Raw genomic sequence first — 19401 nt, 5'->3', positions numbered from 1 at the left:
GATCACCCGCGGCCCCGCTACAAGGAGTTAACAAGTGGCACGCGTCAAGCGGGCAGTCAACGCCCACAAGAAGCGCCGGGCGATCCTCGAGCAGGCCTCCGGCTACCGCGGTCAGCGTTCGCGCCTGTACCGCAAGGCCAAGGAGCAGGTCACCCACTCGCTGGTCTACAACTACAACGACCGCAAGAAGCGCAAGGGTGACTTCCGCCAGCTGTGGATCCAGCGCATCAACGCCGCTGCCCGCGCCAACGGCATCACCTACAACCGCTTCATCCAGGGTCTGAAGGCCGCCAACGTCGAGGTCGACCGCAAGATCCTCGCCGAGCTGGCCGTCAACGACGCCGGTGCCTTCGCGGCGCTGGTCGAGGTGGCGCAGAAGGCGCTGCCGAGCGACGTGAACGCGCCCAAGGCGGCGTGACGCTGCGCCGGCTTGAGCCGAGTGACTGAAGGACCCGCAGGCTTGTAGAAGCCTGCGGGTCCTTCAGTTGCCGTCCGGCCCGTCGTTCGGGTGCGGGTTCGTTGTGGCTGGTCGCGCCCACGCGGCGGAGCCGCATATCGATGCCGCCCCGCGCCCCTTGAGGGGCGCCTCAGCCCGCGTCGATTTAGTTGTGAAGGTGAGAAGAGTGCGTCCCGCTGCCCCCGACTTGATCTCCCCCCGGTCCCCCCGTGTCCTGGCCGCCCGGCGGCTGGGGAAGCGGAACTTTCGGAGTAAGGAGCGGCTGTTCCTGGCCGAGGGGCCGCAGGCCGTGCGGGAGGCCGCGGGGTACGAGGACACGCTGGTCGAGCTGTTCGCCACCGTCGAGGCCGCCGAGCGGTACGCCGACATCATCGGGGCGGCCCGTGAGGCCGGAGTGCGCGTGCACCTCGCCGCCGAGCAGGTGATCGAGGACATCTCCACCACCGTCACCCCGCAGGGCCTGGTCGGGGTCTGCCGGTTCATCGACACCCCCTTCGACGAGATCCTCGCCGCCCGCCCCAAGCTCGTCGCGGTCCTCGCGCACGTCCGTGACCCCGGCAACGCCGGCACGGTGCTGCGCTGCGCGGACGCCGCCGGCGCCGAGGCCGTCGTCCTCACCGACGCCTCCGTCGACCTGTACAACCCCAAGGCCGTACGCGCCTCCGTGGGTTCCCTGTTCCACCTGCCGGTCGCCGTCGGCGTCCCCGTCGAGCGGGCCGTGGCCGGTCTGCGGGACGCCGGGGTCCGGGTGGTCGCCGCCGACGGCGCCGGGGAGCACGACCTCGACGCCGAGCTGGACGCGGGCACCATGGGCGGCCCCACCGCCTGGGTGTTCGGCAACGAGGCATGGGGGCTCCCCGAGGAGACCCGCGACCTCGCCGACGCCGTCCTGCGCGTCCCGATCCACGGGAAGGCCGAGAGTCTGAACCTGGCGACCGCCGCCGCCGTATGTCTCTACGCGTCGGCGCGTGCACAGCGCGCCGCCGGAGGGTGCCGCTCCGTCACCAACGCCTAGTAGGGTGACCTGCCCAGGGCCCCCGCGCGGCTGAGAGGTGGGATACGGGGATGAGTGTCGGCACGAGCAGCGCGCCGGGAGCCCGGGGGGCGCCGCGTCCGCCCGCGCCCCGCACCCCCGGTGATCTCGCCGGCCTCGGCCTGGATCCGGACGAGCTGCCCGACGGCCTGGTCGTCGCCGACGAGCGCGGCCGCGTCGTCTGCTTCAACGCCGCCGCCGCCCGCATCACCGCCGTCCCCGCCGCCGACGCTCTCGGCCGGCTGCTGGAGAAGGCACTGCCCCTGGAGGACCTGGAGGGCCGGCGCTGGTGGCAGCTCACCGACCCCTACGGCGGCCTCGCCATCCGCGCCGGCCAGCCCGAGCGCAACCTCCTGCTCCCCGGCGGCCGAGAGGTCCTGGTCTCCGCCCGCTACGTCCGCGCCGAACGCCTCGGCCCCGTCCACCGCGTCGTCGTCACCCTGCGTGACACCGAGGCGCGCCGTCGCACCGAACGCAGCCACGCCGAGCTGATCGCCACCGTCGCTCACGAACTGCGCTCGCCCCTCACCTCCGTGAAGGGCTTCACGGCGACGCTGCTGGCCAAGTGGGAGAGGTTCACCGACGACCAGAAGCGGCTGATGCTGGAGACCGTCGACGCCGACGCCGACCGGGTCACCCGGCTCATCGCCGAGCTGCTGGACATCTCGCGGATCGACTCGGGCCGGCTGGAGGTCCGCCGCCAGCCCGTCGACATCGGCGTCGCCGTCGGCCGGCACATCCAGGCGTACGTCGCCTCCGGCCAGCAGGCCGACCGCTTCCTGCTCCGCCTCGGCCGGCCGCTGCCCGACCTGTGGGCCGACCCCGACAAGGTCGACCAGGTGCTGAGCAACCTGCTGGAAAATGCCGTGCGGCACGGCGAGGGAACCGTCACCATTGACATCACGTCCACGGCGTCCCCCCGCGAAGGGGAGTACGGCGAGAGCGCAGCCACGTCGGTCACGGTGAGCGACGAAGGGGCCGGCATCCCGGAGGAGTCCATGAACCGCGTCTTCACCCGCTTCTGGCGGGGCAGCAAGCGCGGTGGCACCGGCCTCGGGCTGTACATCGTCAAGGGCATCGTCGAGGCCCACGGCGGCACCATCACGGTCGGCCGCGCCCCCGGCGGCGGCGCCGAGTTCCGATTTACGTTGCCCGTGGCGGCACCGGCGTATCTCAGCTGAGCATCACCTGAGACGGCCGACGACCCCCACGGGCGTAATCAGCGTTCCACAGCCCCGTTAGACTCGGTCTTTGGCACCTTTGCGTCCAGATCCGCAGACGAAGCGTCCCAGCCCCGTCTCCGGACCGTAGACGGGGCGTTCCAGCCAGCCAATCGGAAGCACGGGAAGAGATGTCGGCACCGAATAAGTCGTACGACCCTGTCGAGGTCGAGGCGTTGAAACCGGAAGAGATCGAGCGCATGCGGGACGAGGCGCTCGCCGCCTTCGACGCCGCGGACTCCCTCGACGCGCTCCAGGAGGCCAAGGTCGCCCACACCGGCGGGGCCTCTCCGCTGGCGCTGGCCAACCGCGAGATCGGCGCCCTGCCCCCGCAGGCCAAGGCCGACGCGGGCAAGCGGGTCGGCATGGCCCGCGGCGCGGTCAACAAGGCACTGGCCACCCGCCAGGCGGAACTGGAGGCCGAGCGCGACGCGCGCGTACTGGTCGAGGAGGCCGTGGACGTCACGCTGCCCCACGACCGGGTACCGGCCGGCGCCCGCCACCCGCTCACCACGCTCTCCGAGCGCATCGAGGACGTCTTCGTGGCCATGGGCTACGAGGTCGCCGAGGGCCCCGAGGCCGAGGCCGAGTGGTTCAACTTCGACGCCCTCAACATCGGCCCGGACCACCCGGCCCGCGGCGAGGCCGACACCTTCTTCGTAGAAGGCCCCGACGGCGGCACCGAGTCCGGCGTCGTGCTGCGCACCCACACCTCGCCCGTGCAGATCCGCTCCGCGCTCGACCGCGAGCTGCCGGTCTACGTGATCTGCCCCGGCCGCGTGTACCGCACCGACGAGCTGGACGCCACGCACACCCCCGTCTTCCACCAGGTCGAGCTGCTCGCCGTGGACGAGGGCCTGACCATGGCGGACCTCAAGGGCACCCTGGACCACATGGTCCAGTCGCTGTTCGGCGCGGAGATGAAGACCCGGCTGCGGCCCAACTTCTTCCCCTTCACCGAGCCGTCCGCCGAGATGGACATGCTCTGCTACGTCTGCAAGGGCGCGTCCGTCGGCAACCCCGACCGGCCCTGCCGCACCTGCTCCAGCGAGGGCTGGATCGAGCTGGGCGGCTGCGGCATGGTCAACCCGCGGGTGCTCACCGCCTGCGGCATCGACCCGGAGAAGTACAGCGGCTTCGCCTTCGGGTTCGGCATCGAGCGGATGCTGATGTTCCGCCACAACGTCGAGGACATGCGAGACATGGTCGAGGGCGACGTCCGGTTCACCCGGCCGTTCGGGATGGAGATCTGATGCGGGTCCCGCTTTCCTGGCTGCGGGAGTACGTCGACCTGCCGGCCACCGAGACCGGCCGCGACGTGCAGGCCAAGCTGATTTCGGCCGGTCTGGAGGTCGAGACCGTCGAGCACCTCGGCGCCGACCTCAAGGGCCCCCTCGTGGTCGGCCGGGTGCTGACCATCGAGGAGCTGGAGGGCTTCAAGAAGCCGATCCGCTTCTGCACCGTCGACGTCGGACAGGCCAACGGCACCGGTGAGCCGCAGGAGATCGTCTGCGGCGCCCGGAACTTCGCCGTCGGCGACAAGGTCGTCGTGGTCCTCCCCGGCGCCACCCTGCCCGGCGGCTTCTCGATCTCCGCCCGCAAGACCTACGGCAAGACGTCCCACGGCATGATCTGCTCCGGCGACGAGCTGGGCATGGGCGACGACGGCAGCCACGGCATCATCGTGCTGCCGCCGGAGACCGAGGTCGGCAAGGACGCCATCGAGCTGCTGGAACTGGTCGACGAGGTCCTGGACATCGCCGTCACCGCCAACCGCGGCGACTGCCTGTCCATCCGCGGCGTCGCCCGCGAGGCCGCCATCGGCTACGGCCTGCCGCTGCGCGACCCGGCCCTCATCGACGTGCCGGGACCCAACGCCTACGGCTACCCGGTGAAGATCGCCGACCCCACCGGCTGCGACCGCTTCACCGCCCGCACGGTGACCGGCCTCAGCGCCGAGGCACGCTCCCCGATCTGGCTCCAGCGGCGCCTCCAGAAGGTCGGCATGCGCCCGATCTCGCTGGCCGTCGACGTCACCAACTACGTCATGATGGAGCTGGGCCAGCCCCTGCACGCCTACGACCGGGGCCTCGTCCAGGGCACCATCGGGGTGCGCCGGGCCGAGGAGGGCGAGAAGATCGTCACCCTCGACGGCGTCGAGCGGAAGCTGCACGCCGAGGACCTCGTCATCACCGACGACCGCGGCCCGATCGGCCTCGCCGGCGTCATGGGCGGCGCCGACACCGAGATCGCGGACCACGGTGCCGCCGAGAACGGTGGGAAGGCGACCAGTGACGTGGTCGTCGAGGCCGCCCACTTCGACCAGGTCTCCATCGCGCGCACCGCCCGCCGGCACAAGCTGTCCTCCGAGGCCTCCCGCCGCTTCGAGCGCGGCGTGGACCCGCAGGCCGCCGCTGCCGCCGCGCAGCGCACCGTCGACCTGCTGGTGCTGCTCGCGGGCGGCACCGCCGAGGCCGGCGTCACGGAGATCAGCGCCCCCTCCGCACCGCACACCATCAGCGTCCCGGCCGACCACCCGGACCAGGTCGCCGGTGTCACGTACGGCCGCGAGACCGTCGTACGGCGCCTCCAGGAGGTCGGCTGCGACGTGTACGGCCAGGACGAACTGCTCGTCACCGTCCCGTCCTGGCGGCCCGACCTGACCGACCCGAACGACCTGGCCGAAGAGGTCATCCGGCTGGAGGGCTACGAGAACCTGCCCTCCACCCTGCCCAGGCCCTCCGCGGGCCGCGGTCTGACCTCCCGGCAGCGGCTGCACCGGCGGGTCGGCCGGGCCCTGGCCGGCGCGGGCTACGTCGAGGCGCTGAACTACCCGTTCGTCAGCGAGCAGGTCTTCGACCACCTCGGGCTGGACGCCGACGACCCGGCCCGCCGTGTCGTCAAGCTGGTCAACCCGCTCAGCGACGAGGAGCCCGCGCTGCGGACCACGCTGCTGCCGGGGCTGCTCGGCGCGCTGCGCCGCAACGACGGCCGGGGCTCGCACGACCTGGCGCTCTTCGAGACCGGCCTGGTCTTCCACCCGCGCGACGAGCGGCGGGTCGCCGCCAACCTGCCCGTCGACCGGCGGCCCGGCGAGGACGACCTCGCCGCGCTGGACGCCGCGCTGCCCGACCAGCCGCGGCACGTCGCGGTGGTCCTGACCGGCGCGCAGGAGCAGGCCGGCTGGTGGGGCAAGGGCCGTCCGGCCGACTGGGCCGACGCCGTCGAGGCGGGGCGCCTGGTCGCCCGGGAGGCCGGCGCCGACCTGATCCTCCGCAAGGGACAGTACGGGCCGTGGCACCCCGGGCGCTGCGCCGAGCTGATCGTCACGGTCGACGGCACGGAGCGGGTCGTCGGGCACGCGGGTGAGCTGCACCCGCGGGTGCTCAAGGCGCTCGGCCTGCCCGCGCGGACCTGCGCGATGGAGCTGGACCTCGACGCCGTGGCGCGGGCCGGGAACGACACCCCGCAGGCGCCGGGCATCTCGACGTTCCCCGTCGCCACGCAGGATGTCGCCCTGGTGGTCGACGCGTTCGTGCCTGCGGCGGACGTCGAGGCGGCGTTGCGGGACGGGGCGGGTGAACTGCTGGAGTCCATCCGGCTGTTCGACGTCTACGACAACGCGGAGCAGTTGGGTGAGGGGCGCAAGTCCCTGGCGTACGCGCTGCGCTTCCGCGCGGGGGACCGGACGCTGACGGTCGACGAGGCGTCGGCTGCGCGGGATGCGGCGGTTGCCCTCGCGGGCGAGCGGGCCGGAGCGGTGCTGCGTAGTTAGCGGTGCGCCCAAGGGGCGGGGGGCTTCTGCCGGTTGGCGGCCGCGGGTAGTCGGTGGCTGGTCGCGCCCACGCGGCGGAGCCGCAGATGTCACAGGCCCGCGCCCCTTGTCGGCGTCGAGGTGACGCCCCTCAAGGGGCGCGGGGAACTGCGCGAGCAACCACGACGCACCCGCAGCCGAAAACGCGCCGCAACTCTCCGCGAAACCGGCGGAGCCGTCCGCCCCGCCACGGAGTGTCGGGCAGGCAGCTGGGCGGACGGCGTGGATACGGGCCGCCGCACTGTACGAGGGGGAGCCGGCGGCCCGGCCGGCCTCTTTCGAGGCCCTTCAGTCAACCGGCCCGGAACTCTCCGCGACAGTGCGCACACGCTGCGGATGCGCGTACTCCGTTCACACCCCGTGTGAAGCCCGGCACACTACGCTGTCGGCACCGAGTCACCGCGGCACCGGGGGGCACCCATGCAGCCCAACACCCTGCTCGACGCGATCCTGGACGAGGCCGGGATCTCGCACGCGGGACTGGCCGCGCACGTCAATCAGGCGGGACGGGCCCGCGGGCTGGCGCTGAGGTACGAACACACCGCCGTCGCACGGTGGTTGAAGGGGCAGCGCCCGCGCGGCCAGGTGCCCGACCTGATCTGCGAGGTCCTCGCCTCCCGCCTGCACCGCCCCGTCACCCTCGACGACATCGGCCTCGGCGTGCCGGGCGAACCGGCCGCCCCGCACACCGGCTCGCTCTCCGGGTTCGTGGAGCGCGCCACCGCCCTGTGGCGCTCCGACCAGCAGCGGCGCCCGCACATCCTCGGCGCCCCCGCGCTCACCGGCACGCCCGCCGTGATGCCGGTCTGGGAGTGGGAGAACCCGCCCGAGGACGTGGACGTCTCCCGCGGCGGGCGGCACCGGGTGACCGCCGCCGACCTGGAGATGCTGCGCTGCGCGCGGGCCCACTACGAGCAGATGTACCGCAAGGCCGGCGGCATGGCGACCCGCGCCCGCATCGTCGGCTTCCTCAACTCCGAGGCCGCGCCGCTGCTGCGCGGCGGCTACACCGACGCCACCGGACGCCAACTGCACCGGGCCACCGGCGGTCTGGTGGCGGTCGCCGGGATCTGCGCGTACGACTCCGACGCGCACGGCCTCGCGCAGCGCTACTTCCACCAGGCCCTGCGGCTCGCCAAGGCCAGCGGCGACCAGGGGCTCGGCGCCTACGTCATCGCGCTGCTGGTCAACCAGGCGCTGTTCATGCGCGAGCACCGGCAGGCCGTTGCCTTCGCCGAGGCAGCCCTGCGCGCCGCGGGCCGGCACATCACTCCGGCGCTCGCCTCCGACCTGTACGCGATGCAGGCGAAGGCGTACGCGCACCTCGGCGACGGCAGCGGCGCGCTGACCTGCATCCGGCGGGCCGAGCAGGCCGCCGAACGCATCCGGCGCGGCTACGAACCCGACGAGACCGGCTATGTCCAGCCCGGACTGGTCAACGTCCAAGTGGCCGAGGCCCTGTTGAGCCTCGGGGAACTGGCGGCGGCCGGGGAGCACGCCGCGGCCGCCGTCGACAATCCGGCGCACGACCGCGGCCGGGTGCACCGGCTCGCCATGCTGAGCACCATCGAGCTGCGCCAGGGCAACGCCGACAAGGCGGTGGCCACCGCCGTGCAGATGGCCGAACAGGCCCGGGGCATGGAGTCCCAGCGCCTGCGCGACCGACTCCGCGCGGTGCGCGAGCACCTGGTGCGCAGCGGCTGCGCGGGCACGGCCGAGGCCGCCGAACTCATCGACGGGGCACTGCGCGTACCGCTGTGATCCGCCCGCCCTTCGGGGCACACCGCGCCCACCACTGCGCCCACCACTGCGCCGTGAGCGGCCGCCGTGCGCCTGCTGCCGGGACGCTGCTGCTGCGATATTGCCACCTACTCCAAGAAAGGTGGCAGAACCGTGCAGTGGACGAAACAGAGCGAACAAAATGTGTACGCAAATCGCTGGTTCAGCGTCAATCTCGCCGATGTCGAACTACCGGACGGGCGGCATCTCGACCACTTCCTCATACGGATGCGCCCGGTGGCCGTGGCCACGGTCGTGAACGAGGCGAACGAGGTCCTCCTGCTGTGGCGGCACCGCTTCATCACCGACAGCTGGGGCTGGGAACTGGCGGCCGGCGTCGTCGAGGACGGCGAGGACGTCGCGGCTGCGGCGGCCAGGGAGCTGGAGGAGGAGACCGGCTGGCGGCCGGGACCGCTGCGCCACCTGATGAGCGTGGAGCCGTCCAACGGGCTCACCGACGCCCGGCACCACGTCTACTGGGCCGACGAGGGCGCGTACGTCGGGCACCCCGTGGACGACTTCGAGTCGGACCGCCGGGAGTGGATTCCGCTCAAGCTCGTTCCCGACCTGGTCGCCCGCGGGGAGGTCCCGGCCGCCAACATGGCGGCCGCGTTACTCCTGCTGCACCACCTCAGGCTCGGACAGGACACCCCGCCCGCCCTCGGCCGCGCCGGCTAGCGCCCGAGGGCCTGCCAGACCGCCACTCCAGTTCCTTGGCGGTCTCCTCGGTGCGGTGGGAGAGCAGGGCGTGCCCGCCCTCGACTCAACTCGCCTGGTGGACGCGTGGGGAGAGTGTGCGGGCGGCATATGCGGGACCGGGGCGCACACGCCGTGTGAAAGCCGCGGGCCCGGCACCACCTGAGGTGCCGGGCTCGTACGGGGTAGCTGCGCGTAATCAGCCGTAGGAGTAGAAGCCCGAGCCGCTCTTGCGGCCCAGGCGGCCCGCGTCGACCATGCGCTGGAGCAGCGGGGGAGCGGCGTACAGCGGTTCCTTGTACTCCTCGTACATCGAGTACGCCACCGAGGAGACCGTGTCCAGGCCGATCAGGTCGGCCAGCTTCAGCGGGCCCATCGGGTGGGCGCAGCCCATCTCCATGCCGTTGTCGATGTCCTCACGGCTGGCGATGCCCGACTCGAACATCCGGATCGCGGAGAGCAGGTACGGGATCAGCAGCGCGTTCACCACGAAGCCGGAGCGGTCCTGGGCGCGGATGGCGTGCTTGCCGAGCACCTTCTCGGTGAACAGCTGCGCCCGGCTGAGCGTGCCCTCGGACGTGGTGAGCGCGGGGATCAGCTCCACCAGCTGCTGCACCGGGGCCGGGTTGAAGAAGTGGATGCCGATGACGTGGTCGGGCCGCGAGGTGGCGACCGCCAGCTTCACCAGCGGGATCGAGGAGGTGTTGGAGGCCAGGATCGCGTCCGGCCGGGTCACGACCTGATCGAGCACCTGGAAGATCTCCGTCTTGACCTGCTCGTTCTCGACGACGGCCTCGATCACCAGGTCACGGTCGGCGAACTCGCCGAGATCGGTGGTGAAGCTCAGCCGCGTCTGGGTGGCGTCCCGCTCCTCCTCGGTGATCTTGCCGCGCTCGGCGGCCTTGGCCAGCGAGTTGTACAGCCGGGTGCGGCCGATCTCCAGAGCCTCGCCCGTGGTCTCGGCGACCATCACCTCCAGACCGGAGCGGGCGCACACCTCGGCGATGCCCGCCCCCATCTGGCCGCAGCCCACCACGCCGACGCGTGCGATATCTCCCGAGATGCCGGTCACATCGTCCCTTTCGCTGACTTCAAGGCTGGTAGCAGGCGCACCGGGGTCCCCGGCGCCTGCTCCGATCGAGCACGTTACCCCCGAATGGTCACGGATCCGTCTCCCGGGTCGGGCATGCTGAGGCCCCACACACGATCCGTGAGGGTGCGGATCCCCAGCGTTCAGGAGGTCTCCCCATGGGCGGTGTCTCGCGTCGTGCCTTCGCGGTGGCGGCGGTGTCGGCGGTGTCGGCGTTCACCATGGCGCCCGCGGCGTCGGCGGCGCCGGTCTCCGCGTCGAAACCGCCGGTGCGCCGCGCCGCCGCCGGGATGCGGGGCATGTGGCTGGCCACGGTGGCCGGCCGCGACTGGCCCACCCGCGCCGGGCTGCGCGCCTCGGAGCAGCGCGCGGAACTGGTCGAGCACCTGGACAACGCGGTCCGGCACCGTCTGAACACGGTGATCCTCCAGGTGCGGCCGACGGCCGACGCGCTGTGGCCCTCGCCGTACGAGCCGTGGTCGCAGTACCTGTCCGGCAGCCAGGGGCGCGACCCGGGCTGGGACCCGCTGGGCACTGCGGTGAAGGAGGCCCACGCGCGCGGCCTGGAGCTGCACGCCTGGTTCAACCCGTACCGCGTCTCCCTGCACGACGACCCGAGCCGACTGGTGCCCGCCCACCCCGCGCGCCAGCACCCCGAGTGGGTGGTGCCGTACGGCGGGAAGCTCTACTACAACCCCGGGCTGCCCGAGGTCCGGGCCTTCGTCCAGGACGCGATGCTCGACGCGGTGGAGAAGTACGCCGTGGACGGCGTCCACTTCGACGACTACTTCTACCCCTATCCGGTGGCGGGCGAGAGCTTCGACGACGGCGTGGCCTACCGCACCTTCGGCGCCGGCGCCGGCTTCGGCAGCCGGGCCGACTGGCGGCGGGACAACATCGACCGGCTGGTGCGCGAGACCGCGGCACGGGTCAAGAAGGTCCGCCCGGCCGCCCGTTTCGGGGTGAGCCCCTTCGGGGTGTGGCGCAACGCGGCCACCGACCAGCGCGGCTCGGACACCCGGGCGGGTGTCCAGACGTACGACGACCTGTACGCGGACACCCGCAAGTGGGTGCGCGAGGGCTGGATCGACTACGTCGTGCCGCAGCTGTACTGGAGTATCGGCCAGAACGGCGCGGACTACGCGAAGCTGCTCCCCTGGTGGGCCGAGGTGGCCGAGGGCAGCCGGACGCAGCTGTACGTGGGAGAGGCGCTGTACAAGGCCGGGGACCCGGCACAGCCCGCCGCCTGGCAGGACCCGGCCGAACTGTCCCGGCACGTCGCGCTGGCCGCGCGTTACCCGCAGGTGCGCGGACACGTCTTCTTCTCCGCCAAGGACGTGGCGGAGGACCGGGGCGGCGCGATGGCGCGGGTGGCGGCGGACCACTACACCCTGCCGGCCGCCGCCCCGCGCTGAGCCGCTCCGGATCCGATGCCCCGGAGGATGCCCTAGAGCTGGATCTCCCGGTGCCGGATCTCGGTGTCGGGGCCGGGCGAGCACACGCCCTCGTGCCCGTCCTCGAACCGGACCCGGTACGGGGGAGAGCCCTTCTCGCCCAGGACCTCGACGATCTCGCCGACCTTGTCGTGTTCACCGACCACCCGGCCGTGCTGCACCAGCTGGTCGCCCTTCATTGCGTGCATGCGTGAGGCCTCCTCGCCTGTGTGCCGCTCTCAGCCCCGGGCCCGCTGGGTGACCGCGATGCACACCAGTACCGCCGCGGCCGTCAGCGGAGCGGCCACCGTCAGGTGCTCGCCCAGGAGAAGTACCGACCACACCAGTGTGAGCAGCGGCTGCGCCAGCTGCAACTGGCTGGCCTTCGGGATGCCGATGGCCGCCATGCCCCGGTACCAGACGACCAGGCCGAGGAACTGCGAGCCCGCCGCCACCCACAGCAGCCCGGTCACACTGTGCGCCGTCAGCTGCACCGGCTCGAACGACAGGGCCACCGCGGCCATCGGCACCGTCAGCGGCAGGCACAGCACCAGCGCCCAGCCGATCACGTGCCAGCCCGGCATCACCCGGGCCAGCCGGCCGCCCTCCGTGTAGCCGGCCGCGCACACCAGCAGCGCCGCGAAGAGATAGGCGTCGGCCGAGGTCAGCGCCCCGCCGCTCTGCTGCACCGTGAACGCGATCACGGCCGCCGCACCCGCCAGGGCGGCGAGCCAGAAGGTGCGCGAGGGCCGGGTGCCGATGCGCAGGGCGGAGAACAGCGCGGTGGTCAGCGGGAGCAGGCCGACCACGACGGCGGCGTGCGCGGTCGTCGACGTCTGCAGCGCGAGCGTGGTCAGGAGCGGAAAGCCCAGGACCACCCCGGCGCCGACCACCGCGAGGCCGGCCCAGTGCCGCCGTTCGGGGAACGCCACCCGCAGCACGAGCAGGCAGCCCCCGGCGATCACCGCGGCCAGGATGCTGCGCACGGCGATCAGGGACCAGGGGCCGAAGCCCTCCAGGCCCCAGGCGGTGGCCGGGAAGGTGAGGGAGAAGGCGAGGACGCCGAGCGCGGCCTGGAGCGTGCCGGAGGACCGGCCGCCGGTGCTCGCCTCCGGATCTCCGACCGCTATCCCGGACGGTGCGATAGCGCTACTCTGTGCTCTCATGCAAGAGCGTAGCAGTGTCGCTGACCTGGTGAGTGAGTTGCGACGAGAGCTCGACCGCTACTCACCCGGCGGAAAGCTCCCGTCCAGCCGGTCCCTCGTCGACCGGTTCCGGGTGAGCCCGGTGACCGTCTCCCGGGCCCTGGCGCAACTGGCCGCCGAGGGGCTGGTCGTCACCCGGCCCGGCGCCGGCGCCTTCCGCGCCCGGCCGCGCCCCACGGCCGCACCCGCCGGGGACACCTCCTGGCAGGAGGTCGCGCTCAGCGCCGACGGCGCCGCCGACCTCGTACCGCGCACGGTGGACGCCTCGGGCGTGCTGGTCTCGCTGGCCGCCCCGGCGCCCGGCGTCGTGGAGTTCAACGGCGGCTACCTGCACCCGTCGCTCCAGCCCGAGCGTGCGATGGCCGCGGCCCTGGCGCGCGCCGGGCGGCGGCCCGGTGCGTGGGGGCGGCCGCCGATGGAGGGGCTGCCGGAGCTGCGGGAGTGGTTCGCGCGGGGGATCGGCGGGGCCATCACGGCAGCGGAGGTGCTGATCACGGCGGGCGGGCAGTCCGCGCTGACCACCGCCCTGCGCGCCCTCACCCCGCCCGGCACCCCCGTGCTGGTCGAGTCCCCGACGTACCCCGGCATGCTGGCCATCGCGCGGGCGGCCGGACTGCGTCCGGTGCCGGTCCCCGTGGACGCCGACGGCGTCCGCCCGTCCCTGCTCGCCGACGCCTTCCGGGCCACCGGTGCCCGCCTCCTCGTCTGCCAGCCCCTGTTCCAGAACCCGACCGGTGCCGTGCTCGCCCCGGAGCGGCGCCGTGAGGTGCTGCGCATCGCGCGGGCGGCCGGCGCCTTCGTCGTGGAGGACGACTTCGTGCGGCGGCTCGTGCACGAGGACGCGGGACCGCTGCCCGCGCCGCTCGCCGCCGACGACCCGGACGGCGTCGTGGTCCACGTCTGCTCGCTGACCAAGGCGACCTCGCCCAGCTTCCGGGTCAGCGCGCTGGCCGCGCGCGGGCCGGTCCTGGAGCGGCTGCGGGCCATCCAGGTCGTCGACACCTTCTTCGTGCCCCGGCCCCTCCAGGAGGCGGCGCTGGAACTCGTCGGGTCGCCCGCCTGGCCGCGTCATCTGCGCGCCATCGCCGCCGAGTTGAAGGACCGGCGGGACGCGATGACGTCCGCGCTGCGGCTGCACCTGCCCGAGGTGTCGCTGCCGCACATCCCGTCCGGCGGCTACCACCTGTGGCTCCGCCTGCCCGACGGCACCGACGAGGTCGCGCTCACCGCGGCCGCCCTGCGCGCGGGCGTGGCGATCACCCCGGGCCGTCCCTACTTCAGCGCCGAACCCCCCGCCGCCCACCTCCGGCTGAGCTTCGCGGCGGTGGCGGGCGCCGGCGAGATCGCCGAAGGGGTACGCCGGCTGCGCACCGCCTGCACGGAGATGTGGGGTGGCTGACCCCGGTGCGATATCCGGTCGACGCGGTCTCACCGGCCCTGCGAGCATCCCGGCATGACCCACACCCCGAGACTGCCCGAGGGCTACGAGATGTCCACCGACCCGCGGCGGATCGGCGCGGAGCGCGTGCACCACCGGCTCTCCACCGACGCGTACTGGGCCCTCGGGCGGCCCCGCGAGAAGCAGGACCGGGCCATCGAGGGCTCACTCGACTTCGGGGTCTACGACGCCCTGTCGGGGGAGCGGGTGGCGTTGGGCCTGTCCGGCGGATCCTGCCGCGGACGCGGGGTCCGGCACGCGCTCCCCCACTGCCTTAAGGGCGTGGGAGGTACCCCCAGCGGCGTTGTCGTCGGTTGCCAGGGCTCCGCCCTGTCGCCCTCCTCCGCCTCGCAGCTGCACGCACCAGACCCCGCTCACCGGGGCCGATCAGGCAACGCAGCTTTCCCGCGGCCTGATCCGCCGGACAGGCCCACGCCCGGGTCATCATCGACCTGGCGACCTTCGCGTGGCTGTGCGACGTGTACGTCGACCCCGCCATGCGCGCCAAGGGCCTCGGCTCGGCACTGGTCGCGGCGGTGCGCGAGCACCTGAGGGCGTACGGGCTGCGCAGGATCCTGCTGGCCACGCACGACGCGCACGGGGTCTACGAGAAGCTCGGCTTCACCGCGCTGGACCGGCCCGACCAGTGGATGGCGCCCACCTCCGGGCCGTGACCAGCGGTGCATCCTGCGTAGCCCCCAGGTAACACCCCTTGACCTGGTCACCTTTGCGCTCCACCATCACGGCATGGCGCTTCGGGTCACGTTCGTCGCCTCCGCACGCAGCTCACCGCTGCTCGCTGAGCGCTTCGACGACGACCGCCCGCTGGACCAGGCCGGATGGGACGAGGTGCTGCGCGCCGCGGGCAGCCTGCTGCCGCTGGCGGCGGCCGAGTTGCGCTACTGCTCGCCCACGCCCCGCAGCCGCGCCACCGGGGACGCCCTCGGCTGCGCGCCGCTGGTCCAACTCGCCCTGCGGGAGTGCGACATGGGCCGCTGGCGCGGGCTGACGCTCGCCGAGGCCATGGCCCGCGAGCCGGGGACGGTGGACGCCTGGCTCGCCGACCCGTGGTCGGCCCCGCACGGCGGGGAGTCGCTGCTGGTCTTCATCAGCCGGGTCGGCGGCTGGCTCGACACCCGCCCGGGCGAGGACGGCGACCGCATCGTCGCCGTGGCCGAGCCCTCCGTGATCCGGGCCGCGCTGGTCTACGCGCTGCGGGCGCCGCCGGCGACCTACTGGAACCTGGACGTGCGGCCCCTGTCGGCGACCACGGTCACGGGGCGGGCGGGCCGCTGGAGTCTGCGTTTCGAGGGAACCCCTCCGCAGTGGGCCGCGCATCCGGCGTTTCACGAAGATAATCCGTTGTGAGCAGCAGGTCCTTGGCCGGGCCGCCCACCCGCCACACCGTCCGCCAGCGGCCTGGGCCCTGGACGGTGAACTCGCCGCGGTAGAGGTCGGCGGCGCACGGATGGCCGGCCACATGGCGTCCCGAGGTCAGGTCGAGGCCGTGGAAGGGGCGGCCGTCCGCGAAGCGCACGTCGGCGGTGCCCGGAGCGCTCCCCGGCGCGTAGCGCAGCGTCCGTTCCGCGGGCCGGGTCACGCCCTGCCAGGTGAAGGCGCCGGACTCCCGGCTCAGCAGCCCGCCCTCCGTCAGGGCGTCGAACGCGGTGGTCCCCTCGAAGCGGCCCTCCGCGCCGCTCGCCAGGTCCCGCACCGTGCGCTCGGTGCGCCACCGGCCCGCGAGATACGCCAGCACGTCCGGCACCGGCCACAACTCGCCCATTTCCACTCGCTTTCCGGCCCCGGCCCACTGGTTGCTGCGTGACCCATTGACGCACTCCGGTCACCTCCCTATCTTGCCGTTCGAAGTGCTGACCAACGTCCGATATCTCGAACAACCTAGTGAGAGCCGCGGAGTATCCATGTCACGCACCCGCTGGAGACTCGGTCTCAGCGTCACCGCCCTCCTGACGGCCTCGGCCCTGCTGCCGTCCCCGGCACGCGCGGAGGCCGCCGCCGACTACACGATCACCGTCGACCCGTCCGCCCGGGGCGCCGCGATCGACGACACGATGTACGGCGTCTTCTACGAGGACATCAACCGGGCCGCCGACGGCGGCCTCTACGCCGAGCTGGTGCAGAACCGGTCCTTCGAGTACTCCACCGCCGATCACGCCTCGTACACGCCGCTCACCTCCTGGACGGCCGACGGCCCGGCCCGGGTGCTGGACGACGCGGGCCGGCTCAACGAGCGCAACCGCAACTACCTCTCCCTGGGTGCCGGTGCGTCGGTCGTCAACGGCGGCTACAACACCGGCGTCCACGTCGACGAGGGCGAGAAGTACGACTTCTCGGTGTGGGCCCGCGCCGCCGGCGGCACCACCCTCACCGTCACCCTCCGGGACGCCGCCGGGACGCTCGCGAAGGTGCGCGAGGTGGCCGCGAAGGGCGAGTGGCGCAAGTACACCGCCACCTTCACCGCGACCCGCACCAGCGACCGCGGCAGGCTCGCCGTGACCACCGCCGCCCCGGCCGCCCTCGACATGGTGTCGCTCTTCCCGCGCGACACCTACAAGCACCAGCCGAACGGCCTGCGCGAGGACCTCGCCGAGAAGATCGAGGCCCTGCGCCCCGGCTTCCTGCGCTTCCCCGGCGGCTGCCTCGTCAACACCGGCTCCATGGAGGACTACAGCGAGGCGAGCGGCTGGCAGCGCGAGCGCAGCTACCAGTGGAAGGACACCATCGGCCCCGTCGAGGAGCGCGCGACCAACGCCAACTTCTGGGGCTACAACCAGAGCTACGGCCTCGGCTACTACGAGTACTTCCGCTTCGCCGAGGACATCGGCGCCATGCCCCTGCCCGTCGTCCCCGCCCTGGTCACCGGCTGCGGCCAGAACCAGGCGGTCGACGACGACGCGCTGCTGCGGCGGCACATCCAGGACACCCTGGACCTCATCGAGTTCGCCAACGGCCCCCGCACCAGTGAGTGGGGCGCCAAGCGCGCCGAAATGGGCCACCCCAGGCCCTTCCGCCTCACCCACATCGGCGTCGGCAACGAGGAGAACCTTCCCAGGGAGTTCATGGCCCGCTTCAAGGAGTTCCGCGCCGCCATCGAAGCGGAGTACCCGGACATCACCGTCGTCTCCAACTCCGGCCCGGACGACTCCGGCACCACCTTCGACACGGCATGGCAGCTGAACCGCGAGGCAGGCGTCGCCATGGTCGACGAGCACTACTACAACAGCCCGCAGTGGTTCCTCCAGAACAACGACCGCTACGACTCCTACGACCGGAGCGGTCCGAAGGTCTTCCTCGGCGAATACGCCTCCCAGGGCAACGCCTGGAAGAACGCCCTGTCCGAGGCGGCCTTCATGACCGGCCTCGAACGCAACGCGGACGTCGTCGAGCTCGCCTCCTACGCCCCGCTGCTCGCCAACGAGGACTACGTGCAGTGGAGCCCGGACATGATCTGGTTCAACAACCACGCGTCCTGGGGCTCGGCGAACTACGAGGTCCAGAAGCTCTTCATGAACAACACCGGCGACCACGTCGTCCCGTCCACGGCGACGAGTACTCCGGACGCCGGCGGCCCCATCACCGGCGCCGTGGGCCTGTCGACGTGGGCGACCAGCGCGGCGTACGACGACGTGAAGGTGACCTCGGCGGACGGGCGGACCCTCCTGTCCGACGACTTCGCCGGTGACGCCTCGCAGTGGACCCACACGGGCGCGGGCAGCTGGACCGTCCAGGACGGCGCCTACGTCCAGACGGACACCGCCGCCGAGGACACCATGGTCACGGCGGGCGACCCCGCCTGGCAGAACTACGACCTGCACGTCAGGGCCACCAAGAAGGCGGGCAAGGAGGGCTTCCTCGTCGCCTTCGGCGTCAAGGACACCGGCAACTACTACTGGTGGAACCTGGGCGGCTGGAACAACACGCGGTCCGCCGTCGAACAGGCCGCGGACGGCGGCAAGTCGACGCTCCTGTCGAAGGCCGGCTCGATCGAGACGGGCCGTGCCTACGACATCGACGTCAAGGTGCGGGGCCGCCAGGTGACTCTCTCCCTCGACGGCGAGGAGTGGGGCAGCTTCACCGACAAGCCGGCCGAGCCGTTCCGCCAAGTCGTCACGGAGGACGCGCGCACCGGCGACCTGATCGTCAAGGTCGTCAACGCCCAGGCCACGGCGGCCCGCACGGCGGTCGACCTCGGCGGAGCGAAGGTCGCCTCCAAGGCCCGCGTCACCACGCTGGCCGCGGACCAGGACGCGGTGAACACGGAGACGGACACCCCGGTCACCCCGGTGCGGTCGACGTTCTCCGGGGTGGCGAGCGAGTTCACGTACACGTTCCCGGCGAATTCGGTGACGTTCCTGCGGATCAGGCAGCGGTAGCCGGCCGGACGGCCTGGGACGGTCTCACCAGTAGGCGCGGTCGTCCCAGGCCTCGAACCCCGCGAACTCCAACGGGTCGTCGTCCTCGTCCAGGCCCGCCAGCCCGTGGGTGACGAGGCTGCCGCGCTGCCAGGCGACCAGGGTGTCGACCAGGCCGCCCTCCAGGGGCGGCCCCTGAGGGGCGTGGCGCGGCCACACCACCAGCGGCCATGCGTCGGGGTCGTCGCCCTCCGTGAGTCATCCGAGGTGGTCGGCGTCGATGGAGTTGGCGAAGGGCAGGAGGCCACCGGGCTCGGGCCAGGCGGTGAGCCGGTACGACTCCGGGAACCTGTCCCGGTGCGAGCGGTACGCGCCGAGAACCGTCTCGACATGAGTGGCGAAGCGTCGCTCACCGGTCCGCAGGGGGGTGAGGAAGCGCAGGTACTCGCTCCAGCTGCCGGCGCCGTACAGGTCCATCAGCCGCACGTACTCGTCCGGCAGCCGCGTGCCCAGCTCCGCGAACAGCCCCTCCCAGGTGCCGCCGCCGAGATAGGGGCGCTCGGGCGGCGGTGACAGCAGGCGCAGGGCGTCCATTCCGGTGCCGGTCTCCAGGGCGAAGCGCCGCTGCCCGTCGGTCAGCCGGGGAGGGACCGCCGCCGGCGGAGTCCAGGGCGCGGCCGTCGGCAGCGGTGCGGGCGACGCTGCCGGTCACGGGGCCCATCAGCGGGCCGGGCGGGGAGGGCAGCTCCCAGGTGTCCCGGACGGCGTGGCGCAGGTACTCGGTGAGGGTGAGGTCGTAGGCGTGCCAGTCCAGCAGGCCGCTCCCCGGCACGGAGCCCTGGTGCCGGACGACCACCGTCCAC

17 protein-coding genes and 2 pseudogenes are annotated in these 19401 nt (G+C 72.6%); 13 read left to right on the top strand and 6 right to left on the bottom strand.

Translation table 11 applies throughout. The annotated features are described in order from the left end of the window. Positions 1–34 precede the first annotated feature (34 nt). From rplT to ACFWR9_RS19820, 7 genes are all read left to right on the top strand, one after another. Positions 35–418: a 50S ribosomal protein L20 gene (rplT, locus tag ACFWR9_RS19850; RefSeq protein WP_004002577.1), complete on the top strand. Its 384-nt coding sequence runs from the start codon at positions 35–37 to the stop codon at positions 416–418. Between the two features lie 205 nt (positions 419–623). After that, positions 624–1472, top strand: coding sequence for a TrmH family RNA methyltransferase (locus ACFWR9_RS19845; protein WP_383843668.1), 849 nt, complete (start codon positions 624–626; stop codon positions 1470–1472). Positions 1473–1522: 50 nt separating this feature from the next. Continuing rightward, positions 1523–2671 (top strand): ATP-binding protein, encoded by a 1149-nt coding sequence (locus ACFWR9_RS19840; protein ID WP_383843665.1) that lies wholly within the window; start codon positions 1523–1525, stop codon positions 2669–2671. Positions 2672–2841: 170 nt separating this feature from the next. Next, positions 2842–3963, top strand: coding sequence for a phenylalanine--tRNA ligase subunit alpha (gene pheS / locus ACFWR9_RS19835; RefSeq protein ID WP_383843663.1), 1122 nt, complete (start codon positions 2842–2844; stop codon positions 3961–3963). Continuing rightward, positions 3963–6485, top strand: coding sequence for a phenylalanine--tRNA ligase subunit beta (gene pheT / locus ACFWR9_RS19830; protein WP_383843660.1), 2523 nt, complete (start codon positions 3963–3965; stop codon positions 6483–6485). The genes pheS and pheT overlap by 1 nt, the downstream gene beginning before the upstream one ends. A gap of 459 nt (positions 6486–6944) precedes the next feature. After that, positions 6945–8285: a transcriptional regulator gene (locus ACFWR9_RS19825; protein WP_383843657.1), complete on the top strand. Its 1341-nt coding sequence runs from the start codon at positions 6945–6947 to the stop codon at positions 8283–8285. Between the two features lie 132 nt (positions 8286–8417). Beyond that, positions 8418–8981 carry an NUDIX domain-containing protein gene (locus tag ACFWR9_RS19820; RefSeq protein WP_383843654.1) on the top strand — a complete coding sequence of 188 codons (564 nt, stop codon included), beginning with the start codon at positions 8418–8420 and terminating at the stop codon, positions 8979–8981. A 217-nt stretch (positions 8982–9198) separates the two neighbouring features. On the opposite strand, the gene ACFWR9_RS19815 is transcribed toward ACFWR9_RS19820, so the two are convergent. Continuing rightward, on the bottom strand, positions 9199–10071 hold the full coding sequence (locus ACFWR9_RS19815) for a 3-hydroxybutyryl-CoA dehydrogenase (protein ID WP_383843651.1): 873 nt from the start codon (positions 10069–10071) through the stop codon (positions 9199–9201). A 176-nt stretch (positions 10072–10247) separates the two neighbouring features. Here ACFWR9_RS19815 and ACFWR9_RS19810 point away from each other — a divergent pair, with 176 nt between their 5' ends. After that, entirely contained in the window at positions 10248–11504 is a 1257-nt protein-coding gene (locus tag ACFWR9_RS19810) for a glycoside hydrolase family 10 protein (protein ID WP_383843648.1), read from the top strand. Between the two features lie 32 nt (positions 11505–11536). Here the strand turns inward: ACFWR9_RS19810 and ACFWR9_RS19805 are convergent, their stop codons facing one another. Next, complete coding sequence (locus ACFWR9_RS19805; protein WP_122617272.1) at positions 11537–11731, bottom strand: DUF1918 domain-containing protein; 195 nt, start codon at positions 11729–11731, stop codon at positions 11537–11539. Positions 11732–11761: 30 nt separating this feature from the next. Further along, on the bottom strand, positions 11762–12688 hold the full coding sequence (locus ACFWR9_RS19800) for a DMT family transporter (RefSeq protein WP_383843641.1): 927 nt from the start codon (positions 12686–12688) through the stop codon (positions 11762–11764). Between ACFWR9_RS19800 and ACFWR9_RS19795 the strand changes: the two genes are divergently transcribed. The 4 genes and pseudogenes from ACFWR9_RS19795 (at position 12687) to ACFWR9_RS19780 (ending at position 15533) form a co-directional block, all read left to right on the top strand. Continuing rightward, on the top strand, positions 12687–14126 hold the full coding sequence (locus tag ACFWR9_RS19795; RefSeq protein ID WP_383843638.1) for a PLP-dependent aminotransferase family protein: 1440 nt from the start codon (positions 12687–12689) through the stop codon (positions 14124–14126). The genes ACFWR9_RS19800 and ACFWR9_RS19795 overlap by 2 nt on opposite strands. A 54-nt stretch (positions 14127–14180) precedes the next feature. Further along, positions 14181–14375, top strand: a pseudogene (locus ACFWR9_RS19790) (GNAT family N-acetyltransferase); the annotation flags it as partial. Between the two features lie 218 nt (positions 14376–14593). Beyond that, positions 14594–14839: pseudogene (locus ACFWR9_RS19785) on the top strand (GNAT family N-acetyltransferase); the annotation flags it as partial. Between the two features lie 73 nt (positions 14840–14912). Further along, positions 14913–15533, top strand: a complete 621-nt coding sequence (locus ACFWR9_RS19780) for a histidine phosphatase family protein (protein WP_383843634.1) — start codon at positions 14913–14915, stop codon at positions 15531–15533. Here ACFWR9_RS19780 and ACFWR9_RS19775 read toward each other — a convergent pair. After that, positions 15439–15948 carry a DUF6314 family protein gene (locus ACFWR9_RS19775; protein ID WP_383843631.1) on the bottom strand — a complete coding sequence of 170 codons (510 nt, stop codon included), beginning with the start codon at positions 15946–15948 and terminating at the stop codon, positions 15439–15441. The genes ACFWR9_RS19780 and ACFWR9_RS19775 overlap by 95 nt on opposite strands. A 139-nt stretch (positions 15949–16087) precedes the next feature. Here ACFWR9_RS19775 and ACFWR9_RS19770 point away from each other — a divergent pair, with 139 nt between their 5' ends. After that, positions 16088–18559: an alpha-L-arabinofuranosidase C-terminal domain-containing protein gene (locus ACFWR9_RS19770; protein ID WP_383843628.1), complete on the top strand. Its 2472-nt coding sequence runs from the start codon at positions 16088–16090 to the stop codon at positions 18557–18559. Between the two features lie 24 nt (positions 18560–18583). On the opposite strand, the gene ACFWR9_RS19765 is transcribed toward ACFWR9_RS19770, so the two are convergent. Then, complete coding sequence (locus ACFWR9_RS19765; RefSeq protein ID WP_383843625.1) at positions 18584–18760, bottom strand: hypothetical protein; 177 nt, start codon at positions 18758–18760, stop codon at positions 18584–18586. Between the two features lie 36 nt (positions 18761–18796). Further along, complete coding sequence (locus tag ACFWR9_RS19760) at positions 18797–19132, bottom strand: hypothetical protein (RefSeq protein ID WP_383843622.1); 336 nt, start codon at positions 19130–19132, stop codon at positions 18797–18799. Positions 19133–19401 lie beyond the last annotated feature (269 nt).

Origin of the sequence: Streptomyces sp. NPDC058534 (assembly GCF_042717365.1) — a bacterium.
GTDB lineage: Bacteria > Actinomycetota > Actinomycetes > Streptomycetales > Streptomycetaceae > Streptomyces.
The sequence above is the reverse complement of the archived record's forward strand: the minus strand, read 5'-3'. Positions and strand labels throughout refer to the sequence as shown.